The 19,565-nt window shown below is 41.5% G+C and carries 17 protein-coding genes; all 17 read left to right on the forward strand.

Annotated features, from left to right (window positions below):
* Positions 1-31: 31 nt before the first annotated feature.
* Positions 32-1,411 carry a bifunctional UDP-N-acetylglucosamine diphosphorylase/glucosamine-1-phosphate N-acetyltransferase GlmU gene (gene glmU, locus ACQV1I_RS00370; RefSeq protein ID WP_094702190.1) on the forward strand — a complete coding sequence of 460 codons (1,380 nt, stop codon included), beginning with the start codon at positions 32-34 and terminating at the stop codon, positions 1,409-1,411.
* A 24-nt stretch (positions 1,412-1,435) separates the two neighbouring features.
* Positions 1,436-2,386: a ribose-phosphate diphosphokinase gene (locus tag ACQV1I_RS00375; RefSeq protein ID WP_018672324.1), complete on the forward strand. Its 951-nt coding sequence runs from the start codon at positions 1,436-1,438 to the stop codon at positions 2,384-2,386.
* Positions 2,387-2,469: 83 nt separating this feature from the next.
* Entirely contained in the window at positions 2,470-3,093 is a 624-nt protein-coding gene (locus tag ACQV1I_RS00380; RefSeq protein WP_116335067.1) for a 50S ribosomal protein L25, read from the forward strand.
* A gap of 150 nt (positions 3,094-3,243) precedes the next feature.
* Positions 3,244-3,816 (forward strand): aminoacyl-tRNA hydrolase, encoded by a 573-nt coding sequence (gene pth, locus ACQV1I_RS00385; protein WP_116335066.1) that lies wholly within the window; start codon positions 3,244-3,246, stop codon positions 3,814-3,816.
* Between the two features lie 76 nt (positions 3,817-3,892).
* Positions 3,893-4,123, forward strand: a complete 231-nt coding sequence (locus ACQV1I_RS00390; RefSeq protein WP_018672321.1) for an anti-sigma-F factor Fin family protein — start codon at positions 3,893-3,895, stop codon at positions 4,121-4,123.
* Positions 4,124-4,348: 225 nt separating this feature from the next.
* Positions 4,349-7,915 (forward strand): transcription-repair coupling factor, encoded by a 3,567-nt coding sequence (gene mfd / locus ACQV1I_RS00395; RefSeq protein WP_094702194.1) that lies wholly within the window; start codon positions 4,349-4,351, stop codon positions 7,913-7,915.
* A gap of 42 nt (positions 7,916-7,957) precedes the next feature.
* On the forward strand, positions 7,958-9,061 hold the full coding sequence (locus ACQV1I_RS00400) for a peptidylprolyl isomerase (RefSeq protein ID WP_094702196.1): 1,104 nt from the start codon (positions 7,958-7,960) through the stop codon (positions 9,059-9,061).
* Positions 9,062-9,412: 351 nt separating this feature from the next.
* Positions 9,413-9,952, forward strand: coding sequence for a stage V sporulation protein T (gene spoVT / locus ACQV1I_RS00405; RefSeq protein ID WP_094702198.1), 540 nt, complete (start codon positions 9,413-9,415; stop codon positions 9,950-9,952).
* A gap of 195 nt (positions 9,953-10,147) precedes the next feature.
* A complete protein-coding gene (locus ACQV1I_RS00410; RefSeq protein ID WP_116335065.1) occupies positions 10,148-11,797 on the forward strand; it encodes a putative polysaccharide biosynthesis protein in 1,650 nt (549 codons plus the stop codon).
* A 32-nt stretch (positions 11,798-11,829) separates the two neighbouring features.
* Positions 11,830-13,296, forward strand: a complete 1,467-nt coding sequence (gene mazG / locus ACQV1I_RS00415; RefSeq protein WP_116335064.1) for a nucleoside triphosphate pyrophosphohydrolase — start codon at positions 11,830-11,832, stop codon at positions 13,294-13,296.
* 27 nt (positions 13,297-13,323) lie between these two features.
* Positions 13,324-13,617 (forward strand): RNA-binding S4 domain-containing protein, encoded by a 294-nt coding sequence (locus ACQV1I_RS00420; RefSeq protein WP_018672315.1) that lies wholly within the window; start codon positions 13,324-13,326, stop codon positions 13,615-13,617.
* A gap of 110 nt (positions 13,618-13,727) precedes the next feature.
* Positions 13,728-14,012: a sporulation protein YabP gene (yabP, locus tag ACQV1I_RS00425; RefSeq protein WP_018672314.1), complete on the forward strand. Its 285-nt coding sequence runs from the start codon at positions 13,728-13,730 to the stop codon at positions 14,010-14,012.
* Entirely contained in the window at positions 14,009-14,578 is a 570-nt protein-coding gene (gene yabQ / locus ACQV1I_RS00430) for a spore cortex biosynthesis protein YabQ (RefSeq protein WP_094702204.1), read from the forward strand. The genes yabP and yabQ overlap by 4 nt, the downstream gene beginning before the upstream one ends.
* Before the next feature lie 26 nt (positions 14,579-14,604).
* The gene (locus tag ACQV1I_RS00435; RefSeq protein WP_018672312.1) at positions 14,605-14,916 is read left to right on the forward strand and encodes an FtsB family cell division protein; all 312 of its coding nucleotides are present in this window, start codon (positions 14,605-14,607) and stop codon (positions 14,914-14,916) included.
* 400 nt (positions 14,917-15,316) lie between these two features.
* Complete coding sequence (gene spoIIE, locus ACQV1I_RS00440; protein WP_116335063.1) at positions 15,317-17,800, forward strand: stage II sporulation protein E; 2,484 nt, start codon at positions 15,317-15,319, stop codon at positions 17,798-17,800.
* Between the two features lie 29 nt (positions 17,801-17,829).
* Positions 17,830-18,636 (forward strand): VWA domain-containing protein, encoded by an 807-nt coding sequence (locus tag ACQV1I_RS00445; RefSeq protein WP_081621624.1) that lies wholly within the window; start codon positions 17,830-17,832, stop codon positions 18,634-18,636.
* On the forward strand, positions 18,596-19,555 hold the full coding sequence (locus ACQV1I_RS00450; protein WP_094702208.1) for a serine/threonine protein kinase: 960 nt from the start codon (positions 18,596-18,598) through the stop codon (positions 19,553-19,555). The genes ACQV1I_RS00445 and ACQV1I_RS00450 overlap by 41 nt, the downstream gene beginning before the upstream one ends.
* The last annotated feature ends 10 nt before the right edge of the window (positions 19,556-19,565 follow it).

Genomic DNA, 19,565 nt, shown 5'->3' on the forward strand with positions numbered 1-19,565 from the left:
TGATGGAACTTCAGTATGTTGGAGGGTTAACATGTCTATTATACATGCGGTAATTCTTGCTGCTGGTCAGGGAACACGTATGAAATCCAAATTGTATAAAGTACTGCATCCTGTATGCGGCAAGCCAATGGTTCAGCATGTTGTGGATACTTTGGCTTCCATGCAAGTAAACGATGTGGTTGTAGTAGTAGGACACGGAGCTGATAAAGTTCGTGATACGCTACAAGACCGTGTTCAATACGCCATGCAAGCAGAACAATTGGGAACAGCTCATGCAGCTTTGCAAGCCAAGGATTTCTTAAAGGACCAAGAAGGAACGACCCTGCTTTTATATGGGGACGTGCCATTGCTCTCAAAGGAAACACTTGCCAAGCTATTGGCTTATCATGAAGAGCAGAACGCTGCTGCTACCGTTTTAACCGCTTTAATGGCCGATCCAACTGGATATGGTCGTATTGTTCGAAATGAAAGAAATGAAGTGTTACGGATCGTTGAGCATAAGGATGCGACGGACGAGGAACGTAACATTGCAGAAATTAACACAGGTATTTATTGCTTTGATAATCAGAAGCTTTGGGAAACATTATCCAAAGTGAAAAATGATAATGCTCAGAGTGAATACTATATCACCGATTGTGTGGGTATTCTACGAGAAGCGGGCGAGAAAGTATCGGCTTATGCTGCCCAAGACCCCGATGAGACTATGGGGGTTAACGATCGCGTTCAGCTTTCTGAGGCAGAAGCTTATATGCGTAAACGCATTGCTATTGAACACATGAAGAACGGTGTTACTATCATTGATCCAGCTTCTACCTATATTGAAGCAGATGTAGTGATTGGAGCCGATACAATAATTGAACCGAATTCCTATTTGCGAGGAAAAACGGTTATTGGCACAGACTGCAAAATTGGCCCACAGACTGAACTAACCAATATGCAAGTGGCGGATAGTGTAAGTATCTCTTATTCCGTACTAGTGGACAGCCAAGTGGATGAACAGGCTACAATTGGTCCGTTTGCGTATGTACGACCTCAGACACATATTGGCTCTCGGGTAAAAATTGGAGATTTTGTGGAGCTGAAAAATGCTAAAATTGGTGCAGGAAGTAAAGTTCCTCATCTCAGCTATCTAGGAGATGCAGAGATTGGTCAAGGTGTTAATGTTGGATGCGGAACAATCTCCGTGAATTATGATGGAGCGAAGAAGCATAAGACGATAGTAGGCGATCGATCCTTCATCGGATGCAACTCTAACTTAGTTGCACCTGTGACGGTAGGTCATGATGCTTACGTTGCTGCCGGTTCGACCATTAATCAAGATGTACCAGATGGAGCGTTTGCCATTGCGCGTGAACGCCAAACCAATAAACTGGACTACGCGGTAAAACTACCACGTAAACAAAGCGAATAAGAATAACGGGAGGCTTTTAACAAGATGGCTAATTATCGTGACCCGAAGCTGAAGGTTTTCACTTGCAGTGCCAATCCTAAATTGGCTCAGGAGATTGCTGAACATATCGGCTTAAACGTGGGCAACATGGAGACAGCAAGATTCAGCGACGGTGAGTGCCAAATCAAGCTAAATGAGAGTGTGCGTGGATCAGACGTATTCATTATCCAACCTACTTGCGCACCAGTTAACGAACACTTGATGGAGTTACTGGTTATGGTCGACGCTCTAAAACGTGCTTCTGCCAAAAGCATTAACGTTGTGATTCCGTATTATGGATATGCAAGACAAGATCGCAAAGCGCGTTCTCGTGATCCAATCACAGCGAAATTAGTGGCAAATCTTATCGAAACAGCAGGGGCACAGCGTGTGATTACAATGGACTTACACGCAACGCAAATTCAAGGTTTCTTTGATATCCCTGTAGATCATCTGTTGGGAGTTCCAATCTTGGCTAAATATTTCCAAGAGAAAAATCTCTCAGACGTTGTTGTTGTATCACCAGATCACGGAGGAGTTACACGTGCTCGTAAACTGGCTGAACGATTAGAAGCCCCAATTGCCATCATTGATAAACGCCGTCCTGAACCAAACGTAGCTGAGGTTATGAATATTGTTGGTAACATTGAAGGTAAAACAGCTATCATCATTGACGATATCATTGACACAGCCGGAACGATTACTTTAGCTGCTAATGCATTGGTAGATGCAGGTGCTCGTGAAGTGTATGCTTGCTGCACACATCCTGTACTCTCTGGTCCTGCTATAGAGCGTATCCAAAATTCCATGATTAAGGAATTAATTGTAACAAACACGATTCCTTTAGATTCAGACAAATTAATTGATAAGGTGAAGGTATTATCTGTGGCTCCATTGATTGGAGAAGCGATTATCCGTGTTCACGAAGAATTGTCAATTAGTAAATTGTTCGATTAAAATTACAGTATAGTTGATAAACACAACCTCCTCTGGACAAGCTAGAACTGTCTTAGATCTACTTGGTCAGAGGAGGTTTTTTTATGGTAGCAATTAAAGCAGAGGTACGTACAGCTCAAGATAGAACTACAGCTAAAGCGATTCGTCGCTCGGGCTGGGTTCCTGCTATGTTATACGGAACAGATGTAGGGAATAAGGAAGTAAAGATACTTGCGCTTGAGCTGGATCAAGCCTTACGTGAGCAAAACACCAACGTTCCCTTTACGTTACAAGTAGATGGAAAAGAATATGATGTGATGGTGTATGAGCTTCAGAGACATCCGGTTCAAGGTAGAATTTTGCATGCTGACTTTAAACAGATTGACATGAAAGAAAAAATTCATACGTCTGTGCCTATTACTATGACAGGAGATCCTGAATTAGGAGTTGCTACATTGGTACGTCATAGTGTAGAGATTTCTTGTTTACCTACAGATATTCCAGCAACACTCTCTGTAGATACAGATGGACTACATATAGGAGATGTTGTACTTGTTAAAGATTTGCAAATACCTCCAAACGTAGAAGTGCATCTTGATGAGCTGGAAGTAGTGATTAGCGTACTCCCACCAAAAGCAAAATCGGATGAATCAATTGAAGCTCAGCAAAGTGCTATGGAAGTTGCAGAACAAGCAAAAGCTCCTGTAGCCGAAGCGGAAAAAGTATAACCAGTGACCTCCCAATCCATTTGGGAGGCTCTTTCTATGTATGGGCATGCCGGTTTTTGACGGAAGAAGTCGACTTCCCTTTCTTTTTAAAAGGCTTACATTCATGTACAATAGAAATAAGTAGGTTATTTTGCTTTGGAGGTAATTTCATTGAAAGTCATCATTGGGTTAGGGAACCCTGGTAAACAATATGAGGATACCAGACATAATGTAGGGTTTCTTGCAATAGATACATTAAGTAAAGAATTACAAATTCCGTTAACCACGATGAAATTTCGTGGCATTATAGGAGAGGGAAATGTACAAGGAGAAAAGGTTTTACTAGTAAAACCACAAACCTACATGAACCTATCTGGAGAAACGGTAGGACAAATCGTTTCTTTTTATAAACTGACGGCACAGGATATAGTTGTCATCTATGATGATCTTGACTTACCGGTAGGCAAGCTGAGATTGCGGGAAAAGGGTAGTGCAGGAGGACATAACGGAATTAAATCTATTATTGCACATTTAGGCACCCAAGATTTTAGCCGCATCAAAATTGGTATTGATCGTCCTGAGCCAGGCAAAAGTGTGAGTGACTATGTGTTACACTCATTTCCAAAAAGTGATTTGCCGCATATCCAGGATGCAATTCAATCAGCAGCAAAAGCCAGTGAGGATTGGATTAAGGGTGATAGCTTCCTGACAGTTATGAACCACTATAATCCAACACGTGGGTAGGTACAGTATCGAATAGCTATAAGATGCCCATACTAAGTGGAAGAAAGTACTATATTTTCACTTAGGGGGTAATCATATGAGTTACCGCTATGTATGTCGTTGTTGTGGAATGAAAGTGGGAGAAATTCAGCAATCGGATGTATCCGAATGGCAGCTAGGCTTTCAATTCTTGACCCAACAAGAGCGCCAACATATAATATCCAAGGATGAGATAGGGAATACAGTTGTTCGCGTTGTTTGTGATTATTGTAAAGAAGCCCTTGATCAAAATCCTGATCTGTCCGTTGTAGGTAATCCACTACAGTAGCAACTATTTTTCTTGTGAATTTTTACCTTTTCAAAATGACAAGGCATGCAAATTTAGGTAGCCTTAGCTTTTTGGGTAGCTAAGGCTACCTGTGGATTTTTATCGATTGAATAAATAAATAACTTTTTTGTACAAACTGCGATGTGGGTAGGTTGATCTGCGCCGCAGTTTTAGTGCTGTAACCTATGTAGTAATAGGAGAGTAAGGTTGGAGAGGAGATTAGGGATGCAAGTCATCATTAATCGTATAAAAGAAGATTCCAATTTCGGAACCATTCTTGCTGGTTTGTCACAAGGTTTACACGAACAGTTGATGGCCGGATTATCTGGTTCCGCGCGTCATATTTTTATGGCAGCTGTTTATCAAGAGAGTAAGCGCCCCTTGTGTATTGTGACGCATAATATGTTTCAAGCGCAAAAAGTGTATGAGGACGTAGCAGAACTCCTTTCCCCAGAAGAAGTCATGCTTTATCCGGGTAATGAGCTGATTGGGTCAGAGATGGCAATTGCGAGTCCAGAGACATTAGCACAACGTATTCAAGTATTTAACCGTTTAGCGAATGGCTTCACGGGTATTTTGGTTGTTCCTTTTGCAGGTATTCGCCGTTTAACTGTGCCTCACGAAGTATGGAAAGAGGCCCAAATGACTGTCAGTCGTGGAGGAACACTAGATTTACATGACTTTTTAGAGAGAATGGTCGAATTAGGCTATGAACGTGTTGAAATGGTTGAGCGTAAAGGTGAATTAAGTATTCGTGGTGGAATCGTTGACTTATTTCCTGTTGATTCGGACTGGCCGATTCGAATTGAACTCTTTGATGAAGAGATTGATTCCATACGAACATTTGATATGGGTACTCAGCGTTCTCAAGAACATTTGGAACAATATGTGATTGGCCCGGTAAAAGAGACGATCGTTTTTTCATCAAAATTAGTTGAGAGTGCTACTTACTTAGAGAAAAAACTAGGTGAAACATTAGGTAACACTAAGGATGAAGTTGTAAAAGAAAGATTGATGGAGCAAATAGGACGCGATATTGAAATCATGCGCCAAGGTAGCCGACCAGCTAATTTATACAGTTATTTATCCGTCCTATATCCTGAGATGGAAACCATCCTGGATTACCTACCTTCTGATACGTTACTGATTATTGATGAACCGTCCCGTGTTATTGATACTGCGGTTCAACTGCAAAAGGACGAATCAGAGTGGGTCACTGGTCGTATTGAGCAAGGCGATTTTATGTCAAATCTTATTCTGTCGCGGTCGTATGATGAGCTAATTCATGAGCAGAAGAGACAGATTGTTTATTTGTCGCTATTTTTACGTCAAACCCCAAAAACGCATCCACAAAATATCGTCAACATGAACTGTCGTACGATGCAAAATTTTCATGGGCAAATGAACGTATTAAAAAGCGAGCTACAACGATGGATAAAGGGTCAACATCAAATCATCTTTGCTGCTGCCGATGCGGAGCGTGCCAAGCGTTTGGAACGAGTATTAGATGATTATGAGATGGAAGCTGATTTGCTGCTAGAAGAGGTACGAACAATTCCTCCAGGCCGACCTACTATTATTATTGGAAATATTCAAAGCGGTTTTGAGATGCCATTAAGCAAAATGGTTGTTGTTACGGAAGGGGAAGTCTTTACAGCAAAACAGCGCAAAGCTCGCAAAGTAAATCAAAACATGAGCAATGCTGAGCGCATCAAGAACTACATGGAATTAAAGCCTGGTGACTTTGTTGTACACATTAATCATGGGATTGGTAAATATCTAGGAATTGAAACAAAGGAAATCCTAGGTATTCATAAGGATTATTTACATGTACAGTACGCAGGCGGAGATAGTTTGTTTGTACCAATTGATCAAATTGATCATGTACAAAAGTATGTGGGCAGTGAAGAAGCTCAGCCTAAAATTTATAATTTAGGCGGGAATGAATGGAAACGTGTTAAGAGCAAGGTAGAAACATCGGTAAAAGATATCGCCGAGGATCTAATCAAGCTGTATGCGCAACGAGAACAAGCTGTCGGCTATAGCTTTAACAAGGACAGCTTGGAGCAAAGAGAATTTGAGGCTATGTTCCCGTATCAGGAGACTGTGGATCAATTGCGTGCTATCACAGAAGTGAAAGCTGACATGGAAAGCAAGCGCCCTATGGATCGATTGGTTTGCGGGGATGTAGGGTATGGAAAGACAGAAGTAGCGATACGTGCCGCTTTTAAATCGGTTATGGACGGAAAACAGGTAGCTTTACTTGTACCGACCACAATTCTAGCTCAACAGCATTTTGAAACTTTTAAAGAGCGTTTCTCTGATTTTCCGATCAGAGTGGAGGTTTTGAGCCGTTTTCGTTCTCGAAAGGAACAAAATGCAACAATGAAGGGTCTAAAAGAAGGAACGGTAGATGTGGTGATCGGTACGCATCGATTGCTGTCTAAGGATATTTTATTCCGCGACCTAGGGTTATTGATTGTCGATGAGGAGCAGCGCTTTGGTGTAAGCCATAAAGAAAAATTGAAGCAATTAAAAACCAATGTAGATGTACTGACGCTTACAGCTACTCCTATTCCCCGTACGCTTCATATGTCCATGCTAGGAGTACGTGATTTATCTGTCATTGAGACACCGCCAGAAAATCGCTTTCCTGTACAAACCTATGTATTAGATTATAGTCCAGCTCTGGTTCGAGAAGCGATTGAACGAGAACTGGCCCGTGAAGGACAGATATTCTTCCTTTACAATCAGGTACAAGGTATTGAACAAATGGCTGAGCATATTTCTGCTCTAGTTCCTGATGCTAGGGTAGCGGTTGCTCATGGACAAATGAATGAAAGTGAGCTAGAAAGAATTATTCTCGATTTCTTAGACGGGAATTATGATGTGCTGGTAAGTACAACGATCATTGAAACTGGTGTCGATATCCCAAACGTTAATACGCTAATCATCTATAATGCAGACCGAATGGGATTGTCTCAGCTGTATCAGCTACGTGGGCGCGTAGGTCGTTCTAATCGAATTGCCTATGCTTACTTCACATACCAACGTGACAAGGTATTGACAGAGGTAGCTGAGAAACGGTTACAGGCTATTAAAGAATTCACTGAGCTTGGATCTGGTTTTAAAATTGCCATGCGAGATTTATCTATTCGTGGGGCAGGTAATTTATTGGGAGCAGAGCAACATGGCTTCATTAATACTGTCGGATTTGATTTGTATACACAAATGCTTAAGGAAGCGATTGATGATTTACGTGGTGAAGTAAGGACAGAAGAGATTGCCCCTGTTCCACCAGTCGAAATCAATTTACAAGTTGATGCGTACCTACCTTCTGATTACATTACTGATAGTCGTCAGAAGATCGAGATGTACAAAAAATTTGTAGCAACCTCAACAATCGAGGAGCTGGATGATCTTGCTGATGAGTTGATCGACCGTTTTGGTAATATCCCATATCCAGTGGACAACTTGCTGATGATTTCACGTTTACGTATTCAAGCGATGGTACATCATATTGTTGAGATTAGTCAGAAAGATCCTGATGTTATTAAAATCATTTTGGCAGAACAGCAAACCTCTAACATTGATGGTGGGGCTTTATTTGGCTTGTCTAGTAAATATGATCGACGTATTGGGCTTTCAACGACCCCAGGTGGACAACAGATCATCGTAACTGTTAAAGTTAAGGGGTTAAAGATTGAGGCTGGGGTCAAGATGGTAATAGACTTAATTAACGACTTCCATCTGATTGAAAAGAGTAAGAGTCCTGATCCCTCATTACACTAAATCCACTAGGTGCTAAAGGTGCCGAGAAGGGAGTTTTGTTTCATGAAAAAAACAACATTTACGAAGGGTAAACGTGTGTTGGCCCTACTTTCCACCACGGCATTAACGCTAGCGATTCTGAGTGGCTGCGGAACGACTAATAAGGCTGAAACAGCACAACCAGCTAAACCGGGGGCGGAACAACCGGCTGATACGGAAGATACCCTGGCACAATTCCCGCCAGTTAAATTGCCTTTTACAGTTGATCCGAATGCTTCTATTTTTGAATATCAGGGTGGGAAGCTAACAGGTCAGGAGTTTGAGGACTTCTTGCGTGCACTTGGCTTCATGAATCCTCCGCAAGCCTATGCCATTGGAGTTTCCACACAAGAGATGATCGATAACTATGCCCGTCAATACCTAGCTACTAAGCTAAAAGCGGAAAAGGCTGACGAGGCGATTAAGAAAACAGCAGCTACAGAAGCGGATAAATCTTTTGAATCGCTAAAAGGCCAGTATATCCAAGTTCTTGGTAGCGAGGATAAATTTAATCAATTGATGAAGAATCATAACATCACAAAGGAAGCGATTGTTAAACAGCTAGCAAGTATTAATGCTTCTGTGAAGGTTATGGAAAGTGAAGTAAAAGATGCAGATTTGAAGAAAGCATATGATACAGCAGATAAATCTGCATATACAACAGCTTCTGTACGTCATATTTTGGTTAAATTCGAGAACCGTAAGCCAGAAGAAGCAGACAAGTTGGCAAAAGATTATCTTGCTCGTTTGAAAAAAGGGGAGGACTTTGCTACTCTTGCAAAACAAGTGTCTGAGGACGAAGGTAGTAAAGCAAACGGTGGATTGTATGCAAATGCTGACGTAAACAACTGGGTGCCAGAATTTAAGAAGGCAGCTCTAACTCAAAAGATTGGAGTGCTCAGTGAACCAGCAGTAAAGACTGAATATGGCTATCACATTGTTAAAGTAGAAGATCGTAAAGTAAAAACATTTGATGAAGTAAAAGATCAGTTGAAGCAGCAAGTTTTGGAGAAGAAGTTTGAGCAATATGTTACCAAGGATCTGGACGCGATTATTACGAAAAAATCTCTTCCAGAGGTAAAAGCACCAGCTACTCCAGCTCCAACCCCTGCTCCTGAAACAAAATAGCATAGATAAAGAGTGGCTCCTTTTGTAATCAAACGAACTGTGTTTACAGTTTGTGGTCGATTGCAGGAGGAGCTTTTTCTATTGTATAAATGTCGGTGCAAGTGAAATTCATCAAAGGGTTACCTTGAAATAAAAAAGGCTGGTTTAATTTTGTTTTGATCGCATATTCTTCTTGCCAAGGCAAATACTATTATCACTCGCTACCGCCCGGGGGAGAGTACAGAGCAAGGCTTATTGGTAACAAATACAAATACAAGATATTAGTAAAAAGCGAGAAGATAGGAAATCATAGGAGTAAATCCTCAAAAAACCACAAAATCAGTCTTCTCAAGAAAGCGAGGCAACAAGGTTATGAAGGCAACTGGAATTGTTCGTCGTATAGACGACCTCGGACGGGTCGTAATCCCGAAGGAAATCCGTCGCACACTTCGTATTCGTGAGGGGGATCCACTTGAGATTTTTGTCGATCGTGATGGGGAAGTAATCCTTAAAAAATATTCTCCAATTGGAGAATTAGCTGATTTTGCTAAGGAATATGCTGACTCTTTATACGAAAGCTTAAATCATATTGTCATTATTTCCGATCGAGATACGGTCATTGCAGTAGCTGGTGCTTCCAAGAAAGAATACTTGGAAAAACCGATTGGTAGTCTAGTAGAAAAATCGTTGGAAGAGCGTAAGAGTAGGGTAGAAAAAAATTCTGGTCAATATGAATTATGTCGTGATATGCCGGAACAATACTCGTCTTATGTAGTGGCTCCTATCGTTGCAGGTGGGGACCCGATTGGTGCAGTGATCCTGGTCAACAAAGCAGAAGCTAAAATGGGCGAGTTAGAGCTGAAAATGGCAGAAACAGCCGCTGGATTCTTAGCCAAACAAATGGAACAATAATAGTGATTAAATAACGACAGTCAAAAAAACAAGCCTCTTGTGTAAGGCTTGTTTTTTTTGACTTTCTCTACTACATGCAAGTAAACCACGAAGAATGCACATCTCATCCCCCTTGATAACTCACTTCCTCTGTGTGGTATAATGGACAAAGTTTCTGAACGTAGACTTTTTTGTAAGAGGAGAAATAGATACTGTATGGCAGGAGAGAGAAGTGCAAATCATTTTGTCAAAGGTGCTGCTATTCTAGGTATTGCCGGCTTGCTCTCCAAGGTTCTCGGAGCGATCTATCGCATACCTTATCAAAATATCACAGGTGATGTTGGGTTATATGTGTACATGCAGGTGTATCCGTTGTACACAGCCTTATTGATTTTGGCAACAGCGGGTTTTCCTATCGCCATTTCCAAAATCGTCTCAGAACGATTAGCAGTCGAGGATCATCTGGGTGCACGAAAGGCTTTCCGTGTAGCCAGCGTTTCACTAGGAATACTAGGAGTATTCTTTTTTCTCCTTTTGTATCTAGGTGCTCCTGCATTAGCCCGATTTATGGGCGATGAACAGCTGACATTACCGCTACGAGCAGTAGCATGGTCTTTACCATTAGTCCCGTTGGTGTCCATATTGCGTGGATATTTTCAAGGACAACAAGACATGGTACCCACAGGTGTTTCACAGGTAGTCGAACAGATTATTCGTGTAATCGTTATTTTAGTCTCTGCTTACTGGATGATGAGTGCCTATCAGGACGCTTATCTTGCAGGTACAGGAGCAGTATTTGCTGCTTTTCCTGGGGCGTTAGCAGCCTTTTTGGTTCTGTACTATTATTATCGAAAATCCAGACGGTACCATCGACGCAGAGGATATCGTAAACAATTGCGTGCTCAACAACTTACAGATACAGTAACGAACAAGCAAGTGTTGATCAGTATTCTACATTATGCAATTCCTATCTGCATCGGTGCTCTGGTGTTGCCGATGATTCCATTAATTGATTCGGTGACTGTTTCTAATTTACTTCAATGGAACGGATATGAACTTGATATAGCAAAAGAATTAAAAGGAATATATGATCGTGGACAACCACTCATTCAATTTGGAACGTTTTTTGCCACATCACTTTCCTTGGCGTTAGTGCCTGCTATTAGTGAGGCCGTAGCACAAAAACAGGATAAAATGATCATCAGTCGTACAGATATGGCCCTACGCTTAACCCTGATGCTTGGATTACCAGCTTCTATTGGGCTCGCTTTATTAGCCGAACCAGTCAATATCATGGTATACGGAAATGATAAAGGAACGTGGTCACTTGCTATTCAAGCTTTTGTCATTGTATTTGCGACATTAAGTATCGCTACCTCTGGCATTTTGCAAGGATTGGGACATGTTAAATTACCAGCTAGACACTTGATGATTGGTGTACTGGTAAAATTGTTGGCTAATCTTGCTTTGACGCCTTTATGGGGCATACAGGGTGCGGCAGTAGCTACAGTCTTTGCCTATGTGACCTCAATGGGATTAAACATGAGATCTATTCGCCACTATTTGGGGCTTTCCTTTCACGTAAAAGAAATGCTGACCAAACCTTTAATAAGTGTGGCTCTTATGTCAATCATGGTCTTAATCGTTCAAGGCTTGATGAATGTAATTGTGGGTTCTCTGATCGATAGTGAGCGTTTCGTTCAAACGATCGTCGGTGTTTCTGCAGTTACCGTGGGATTAGTAGTGTATATGCTTTCTCTGTTATATACAGGTGGTATCAAGCGTGAAGAGATCTTGTATTTGCCAAGAGGAAAGAGATTAGTCTCTCTTTTAGAGCGATATAAGCTTTTGCAGATTCAAAAATAGACAGGGATTAAAGGAACGGAGGAATTTCCTACATGGTGAATACCATTTATGTTGTAGGACTTGGGGCAGGTAATCTAGACCAAATGCCTCTGGGTATGTATAAACGCTTAAAACAGACGAAGCATTTGTATGTCCGTACAGCTGATCATCCGGTATTGGATCAATTGGCTGAAGAAGGGCTTACTTACACGTCCTTTGATTCTATTTATGAAAAACATGATTCATTTGAACAGGTATATCAAGAGATTGCTGGGCAACTGTTATCCAAGGTTAAAGCAGAAGGTGAAGTAACCTACGCCGTTCCTGGACATCCTTTAGTAGCAGAACGGACGGTGCAACTGCTACTAAGTCATGCGGTAGAGGAGCAAGTAGAGGTAAAGATATTAGGTGGACAAAGCTTCTTAGATCCGCTGTTCGCTCGCCTTGCTATTGATCCAATCGAAGGTTTTACTTTGTTAGACGCGACAAGCATGACAGCAGATCAAGTAAATCCAGGGCTACATACCGTTATTGCCCAGGTCTACGATCAAATGTCTGCTTCAGACGCGAAGCTTACCTTAATGGAAGTACTACCAGACGAATATGAGGTTATCGTCGCTACAGCGGTTGGGATAGAAGGTAAAGAGATTGTGGAGCGTCTACCATTATACAATTTAGATCGAGTGGAGCATCTGGGTAATCTAAGCCTAATCTATGTTCCCCCTACCGTAGAAGAGTCAGTAAAGCAACGTCAATTCTCCTATTTAAAAGAAGTGATTGCAACTTTGCGTGGACCAGAAGGTTGTCCATGGGATCGTAAGCAGACTCACCAAAGCTTGCGCCGTTATTTGTTAGAAGAAACCTATGAAACAGTAGAAGCGATCGATCAGGATGATGTGGATGCGCTTTGCGAGGAATTAGGGGACGTGCTCTTACAGATCATGCTTCATGCACAGATTGCTTCAGAGGAGGGCTACTTCACAATTGAAGATATCATTTCCACTCTGACTGCTAAAATGATTCGACGTCATCCGCATGTATTTGGTGAATCGGAAGTAGCTGATGCCGATGCAGTAGTGGTCAATTGGGAGCAGATAAAGGCCCAAGAGAAAGCGGAGAAGGGGGTTGTACCTGAAACTTCTTCCTTGCTGGATTCTCTACCAAAGGATTTACCGGCGATTTTATCAGCTGTCAAAATTCAAAAGAAGGCAGCGGAAGTTGGGTTCGATTGGGACGAAGTGAAAGATGTATATGCTAAAATTGAAGAAGAGTACAAGGAGGTACAGCAAGCAACTCCAGAGGAGCAAACAGGTGAATTGGGAGATTTGCTCTTTGCTGTAATCAACCTAGCCCGCTTTATGAAGGTTGACCCTGAACAGGCTTTAGCGCTAACTAATCTTAAATTTAAGCGTAGATTTCATTATATTGAACAAAAGCTACATGAAAATAACAAGCAATTTACTGATACAACGTTAGAAGAGCTGGATCGTTATTGGAATGAGGCCAAAGCTCAAGAGTAGTCAAAGCTACATAGAGGAGGAATACTTATGCGTCTTGATAAATTTCTAAAGGTGTCCCGTTTAATTAAACGACGTACTTTAGCTAAGGATGTTTGTGATCAGGGACGTGTCGAAATTAATGAACGTACTGCAAAAGCGTCTAGCAATATAAAAGTGGGCGATTCTATCTCCATTCGTTTTGGACAAAAGATCGTTACGGTAAAAGTTGAAGAAATTAAAGAAAACGCGCGTAAGGATGAGGCCGCTTCCCTTTACACAGTAATTGGTGAAGTACCTGTGCCACGCGATGAAAAAGAAGAAGATGAATACCTAAGAGCGTAAGCAATAGTTCTAAAAGGACATCCCCCTCCATATCTTGGTACAAAGAGGAACATTTTGTTCCCAGCGTTTTGGATCGTACTCCAGACCACCAAGATAGGGAGGGTTTTTATATGATCGAACCAAATAAACGACCTCGCCATGAAATTGTCATGATCAATCGGCGTAGTTTGGCTATATCCGGGGTAAAAAAGGTAGAAAGCTTTGATAGTGAAGAATTTCTGTTAGAAACAGAAGGTGGTTTTCTTACTATACGCGGCCAGAATCTTCATATGAAAAACCTGAGTCTTGAAACCGGAGAAGTGGCCATTGAGGGTTTCGTCCATGACATGGGGTATATAGAACAGGGGCAGGCCGGAGATCGATCGAAAGGATTTTTCGGCAAATTATTTAAGTGAGTATCAGTATTCAGTTTCAGACGATGGCTTTCATGTCCCTGTGCGGAATTTGTATGGGGATGGGGTTTGATACGTACCATGTCATAAAAGGCAAAGGCCGCTTCCCGCTTTGGATCGTTTTCATATTAGATATGTTATTTTGGTTAAGTAGTGTGGGAATTGTTTTTTATGTGCTGGTATGGGTTAACGATGGGATAGTGAGATTTCCGATATATCTAGGTATTATTATAGGAGCATGGCTCTATTTCCTTATAGGTAGTAAGGTTTATATCAGATTTTTGTTAACTGTGCTAAAATGGAGTATATGGGTATTTCAGATCAGTGTTAAAATTATTGACTTTCTATTGATTAAACCAATAGAGATAATTTTTCATTTTATCTGGGTTATTGTTGTGTTCCTTTTTACTGTACTGGCAAAGATAGGATTGTTCATTTGGCGAATCATTTCTTGGCCATTGTCACCATTTGTTCCATGGAGTCGTAACTTGTGGAAAAGTATTAGGGGCAAGATGGCAGGAGCAAAGGAAGTACTGAAGAAATGGTTTAACAAGGAAAACAAAGAGTAGAAAGGTAGCAAAGGTGGAGAGCAGACATGGCCAAAGAACGTCCCTCTCAATCGAATAATCTAGGTCGTAAGCGCAGACTTCGCTTTATTATGTTCTTCGTGTTCTGCTTCCTTATCTGGACGTGCTATACGGCATATCTTCAAAGCTCTGTTATTGCTGAGACGGAAGAACAAGTAGAAGCGCTACAAAAACAGGCAGAGGAAGTAAAAGGACAACAAGAAGAGCTAACCAAGAAGATGAAACGATTGGATGATCCAGAATACATCGCAGAGCTTGCACGCAAAAATAATTTTATGTCCAAGCCGGGTGAGATCATCTTTTTGATCCCTGATAATTAAGCCATTTGGATCTAGCTAAAATAAATTTACGAAAACGTGCAATAGATTTTAAAAACAGGAAGGTCATTTTAATTAAATGGCGAATATAATATAACAAGCCCGTTTCGCCGAGCGCGAATCACCTGATGGCCGACGTTGAACGCAAGACGTCGGTTTTTTTTATTTCCATTCTTTTTCGATTTAAAGTGATAAAGCATATATCTTCTATTCAATCCTCGACAGGTACCCCAATCAATTCGTATCGTCTTCAGCATAAATCCATGAACGATCAAACAAATAAACGAGATACGTTTAAATTTGTCGGACGATTTTAGGAATATGCCTCTATCGTTTGACAAAATTTACAGCAGTCCATTCGTATAATTGGGTACACAAAACTCAAAACGGGTGGTGCTAGTATATGTTCAATAAAAGCCAAGTAGTTTCTCCAAATGCTAATCTCTTTACTCAACAGCTATCTAATCAAGTATCTCAGACTATGGGGAGGTTCGGTGATAAAGCTGCTGCCTTTCTAAAAAAATGGCATATTCTTACACTTACTATGGGTTTTTTATTAGGAAGAGCTCTTATTCTTGAAGAATTATCACCATTTGTTGTTCCTTACTTCATAGTGATGTACTTTCTCCGTCGGGATACATTGCTAGTTAGTGCATTGGGAATGTTGGTAGGCTCATTAGCTCATTCAATTCCTCTAGGTATGCAGACGTTACTGAGTATCATACTTGCTGCTGGTGTGTGCCGTATCTCGGAGAAATGGAAACGAAAAGACTTTTCCTATACCCCATTTATGGTGGTAGGAACCGTATTTGCTAGCCATCTATTATGTAAGGTCATTCAGAATCAGGTAAACACATACAGTGTGACTATGATTGCGGTTGAAGCAATTCTTAGTTTTGTTTTGACACTTATCTTTATTCAGTCCTTATCCATCATTCACATAAATAAACCATTTGAACCTTTAAAGACAGAAGAAATTATATGCCTTGTCATTTTATTAGCTTCTTTAATGACGGGAACAGTAGGCTGGGTTATACAGGGGGTTTCCATGGAACACATCCTGTCCCGTTATCTTCTATTATTATTCGCTTTTGTTGGAGGAGGGACGGTCGGGGCCGCAGTGGGGGTGGTTACCGGGCTCATTCTCAGTTTGGCTGATGTGAGTGCCTTACAACAAATTAGTTTACTCGCTTTCGCAGGATTACTAGCGGGGCTATTAAAGGAAGGAAAGAAAATTGGTGTAGTAGCAGGACTCTTAATCGGAACTTCCATTCTGGGAATCTATGGTGGTGCCGAAAGTGGATTATATCTCTCTTTAATCGAGACTTCGATTGCCGCTTTCCTCTTTTTATTAACGCCAGCTTTTATTTGGAAAAGAGTAGCCAGCTTCATTCCGGGGACTTCGGAACACATACAATCTCACCAGGAATATATGCGGCGCATACGTGACATGACAGCAGGTAAAATTCAACAGTTTTCCGATTTGTTTATTGAGTTATCCCATTCATTCGCTCAAACAGCTGAAACAAAAAATGGAGTTGAGGAGGAAGAGATAGATCTTTATTTAAGTAAAGTGACGGAGAGGACATGCCAGCTTTGCTGGAAGAAAGAGCAGTGCTGGGAGCGAGATACTCAAATGACCTACGAAGCGATGAGTAACATGCTTATTACGGTATTCGAGCATGGGACAATGCAAGGAGCAACTATACCAAAGGAGTGGGAAAAGAAATGCGTGAAAACAGAAAAGGTAATCCAACATATGGAGCAAGAGTACCACCAGATGATTGAACATAATCAATTAAAAAAACAAATTCAAGATAGTCGCAAGCTGGTAGCCGATCAATTATCAGGAGTATCACGGGTCATGAGCGATTTTGCACGGGAAATCCAAAGGGAAGGACTTGCACTAAGCCTACAAGAGAAGCAGGTTTCAAAAGCGCTGGAGGGCTTAGGACTATCCGTAAGACGTGTAGATATTCATAGCTTAGAAGAAGGGAAGGTGGATATAGAAATCAGTCAGCCTAGTTGTTATGGGAGGGATGAATGCGCCAAGATTGTGGCTCCGATGCTTACCGAGATTTTAGGCGAGAACATTATTGTGAAGGAACGACAATGTGAAGCCTTTAAGGATCAGCATTGCAAAATGTGCCTGGCTTCAGCAAAAACATATGAGATCGAAATTGGAGTGGCAGGAGCCGCTAAGGGTGGCAAACTATTGTCAGGAGATAGCTTTAAAACAATGGATTTAGGAAATGGAAAGGTGGCTGTGGCGATCAGTGATGGAATGGGAAACGGGGAGCGCGCTTATATGGAAAGTCAATCAGCATTGGACATGCTGCAACAGCTCTTAAAATCAGGGCTGGATGAAAAACTGTCTATTAAAACAGTAAATTCTGTTTTGGCATTACGTTCGGCTGATGAGATGTTTGCAACAGTGGATTTGGCTGTAATTGACTTACAGACTGCAATGACACGGTTTATTAAAATTGGTTCTACACCTTCGTTTATTAAACGAGGAAATGATGTGTTTATGGTATCGGCAAATAATTTACCGGTTGGTATTTTAGATGATATTGAAGTAGATATTGTGACTAGAAATCTAAAGGCAGGTGATCTATTAATCATGATGTCAGATGGAATTTTTGAGGCTCCACGCCATATCGAAAATAGACCGGTGTGGATGAAGCGATTAATCTCTCAGCTCGAAACAGAAGACCCTCAGGAAATCTCTGACTTATTATTAGAAAAAGTGATTAGAGAACATAGTGGTGAAATCGTAGACGATATGACGGTTTTAGTCGCTCGAATTGATCGATTTGTACCGCAATGGTCGGCGATTCAGGTATCAGGAATGGAGAAGATGGAACGGCCACGTGTAGTAAGTTAAAGGTATGTTTTTCACCTCCCACGCCCATAATGGTAAAAAACGCTACCAAAGAAAGGGGAGGTATCTGTATGGCAAAACCGGCGACGCTTCGTCAGATTTTGGTTGTGACAGATGGTTGCTCCAATGTAGGAATAAGCCCAATTGCAGCCGCAACCTTAGCCAGAGAACAAGGTATCACAGTAAATGTGATTGGAGTGGTGGATAAGCATGAGATGGGTGAGCAAGGGGAACAGGAAATCCGTGAAATGGCTCAAGCGGGGGGAGGACTAAGCGACATTGTTTATCCTGCCCAGTTAGCCCAAACTGTCCAAATGTTAACGCGAAAAGCGATGACTAGAACCATTCAGCATGTGGTGAACAAAGAATTAAAGCATATTCTTGGTGATGCTGAATTGGAAGGTCTTGCTCCTGAAAAGAGGATGCAGGTGGCAGGCATGGTGGATGAATTGGGCGAACAAAGCGCTCTAGAAGTAGTGATGATCGTTGATACATCTGCTTCCATGAAAAATAAAATGTCAGCTGTACAGCAAGCCATCTATGATTTTAGCATTAGCTTACGTTCCCGCAGCGGGAGTAGCAGAATGGCCGTTTGCTCATTTCCTGGGAAAGAAAAGCACCTTGAAGTGCGTATTCCCTGGACGGATCAAGTAGAAAAGGCGTACCAATTAACGGCCGGTTTGACGATGAGCGGAATTACTCCGACGGGTCCTGCCATTACAGAAGCAATCGCCTTGTTTGAACACGTGGAGCTACCTAAACCTTTAGCGGATCGCTACCGTACGAAGAGAAAAGCGAATGAAGAAGATGACGGTTATTTGCAAGACCATGTATTCTAATTCCTTGTTACCCGATGCTCCCCATTATTTCACAGGAAAATGGCACCATCAAACATATTCAGTGGTAAAAGAACTAGGTAGGGGAGCCAATGGTGTCGTCTACCTAGTTCTTCATGAGGGTAAAAAGGTAGCGATTAAAATGGGTGCCGATTCTATTGATTTATTAATGGAAGCAAACGTACTAAAAAGTTTACAATCTCATAACCAAAAGATTGGACCAAACATATATGATGTAGATGATATGATTTTAAAAGGCAAGGTGTATGCCTTTTATGCAATGGAGTATATTGAAGGGGAACGATTGGATCATAGCTTGAAGAGAGTAGGCAAAGAGTGGCTTATTTTGTTGTGCACGCAAATCCTGTCTCATTTACAGATCATTCATGAGCTAGGATATGTATTTGGTGACCTAAAGCCAGAGAACATCATTGTTGTACAAGCTGGGAAGCAGGTATGTCTAATTGATTTTGGCGGGGTAACCAAGTCGGGTCATGCCGTACGTCAATTTACAGAAGAGTATGATCGCGCCACTTGGCAGGCGGGGGATCGTAAGGCGGATGTTGCATACGATCTTTTTTCTTTAGCGATTATGATGATCAAGCTAACTACTGAAAAAGAGAAATGGACAACACTTCCCGTATCAGGGCGACATGTTCAAAAGCTTTATGATATAATACGGGACAACGAATTGTTAGCTCCTTACCGCCCCGTGTTAGTTAAGGCATTGGATGGGAAATATCCAACAGCTACTCAAATGAAAGCCGAATTCTTGCAAGCGTTTCGACAAAAATCAGAGACGAGGGCAAGTGTACCCAACACCAAGAAGCCTGGGGAGGGAATAGGAAGCAAAATTATTGGAGGAATCTTTGTAGCCTCTATGCTTTTGCTTGCTGGCTCGTTGTATTATGTATGGATGTGAGGGATCATTC

This window comes from Brevibacillus sp. JB24b, from assembly GCF_051713385.1.
GTDB classification, from domain to species: domain Bacteria; phylum Bacillota; class Bacilli; order Brevibacillales; family Brevibacillaceae; genus Brevibacillus_B; species Brevibacillus_B laterosporus.

Bases quoted from the DNA above. Each gene is read 5' to 3' on its own strand.
- ACQV1I_RS00380 (WP_116335067.1), top strand. From the start codon at position 2,470: ATGGTAGCAATTAAAGCAGAGGTACGTACAGCTCAAGATAGAACTACA.
- yabP (WP_018672314.1), top strand. From the start codon at position 13,728: ATGATCGAACCAAATAAACGACCTCGCCATGAAATTGTCATGATCAAT.
- ACQV1I_RS00420 (WP_018672315.1), top strand. From the start codon at position 13,324: ATGCGTCTTGATAAATTTCTAAAGGTGTCCCGTTTAATTAAACGACGT.
- ACQV1I_RS00435 (WP_018672312.1), top strand. From the start codon at position 14,605: ATGGCCAAAGAACGTCCCTCTCAATCGAATAATCTAGGTCGTAAGCGC.
- ACQV1I_RS00445 (WP_081621624.1), top strand. From the start codon at position 17,830: ATGGTAAAAAACGCTACCAAAGAAAGGGGAGGTATCTGTATGGCAAAA.
- ACQV1I_RS00410 (WP_116335065.1), top strand. From the start codon at position 10,148: ATGGCAGGAGAGAGAAGTGCAAATCATTTTGTCAAAGGTGCTGCTATT.
- ACQV1I_RS00390 (WP_018672321.1), top strand. From the start codon at position 3,893: ATGAGTTACCGCTATGTATGTCGTTGTTGTGGAATGAAAGTGGGAGAA.
- mazG (WP_116335064.1), top strand. From the start codon at position 11,830: ATGGTGAATACCATTTATGTTGTAGGACTTGGGGCAGGTAATCTAGAC.
- spoVT (WP_094702198.1), top strand. From the start codon at position 9,413: ATGAAGGCAACTGGAATTGTTCGTCGTATAGACGACCTCGGACGGGTC.
- ACQV1I_RS00400 (WP_094702196.1), top strand. From the start codon at position 7,958: ATGAAAAAAACAACATTTACGAAGGGTAAACGTGTGTTGGCCCTACTT.
- ACQV1I_RS00375 (WP_018672324.1), top strand. From the start codon at position 1,436: ATGGCTAATTATCGTGACCCGAAGCTGAAGGTTTTCACTTGCAGTGCC.
- glmU (WP_094702190.1), top strand. From the start codon at position 32: ATGTCTATTATACATGCGGTAATTCTTGCTGCTGGTCAGGGAACACGT.
- ACQV1I_RS00450 (WP_094702208.1), top strand. From the start codon at position 18,596: ATGAAGAAGATGACGGTTATTTGCAAGACCATGTATTCTAATTCCTTG.
- mfd (WP_094702194.1), top strand. From the start codon at position 4,349: ATGCAAGTCATCATTAATCGTATAAAAGAAGATTCCAATTTCGGAACC.
- spoIIE (WP_116335063.1), top strand. From the start codon at position 15,317: ATGTTCAATAAAAGCCAAGTAGTTTCTCCAAATGCTAATCTCTTTACT.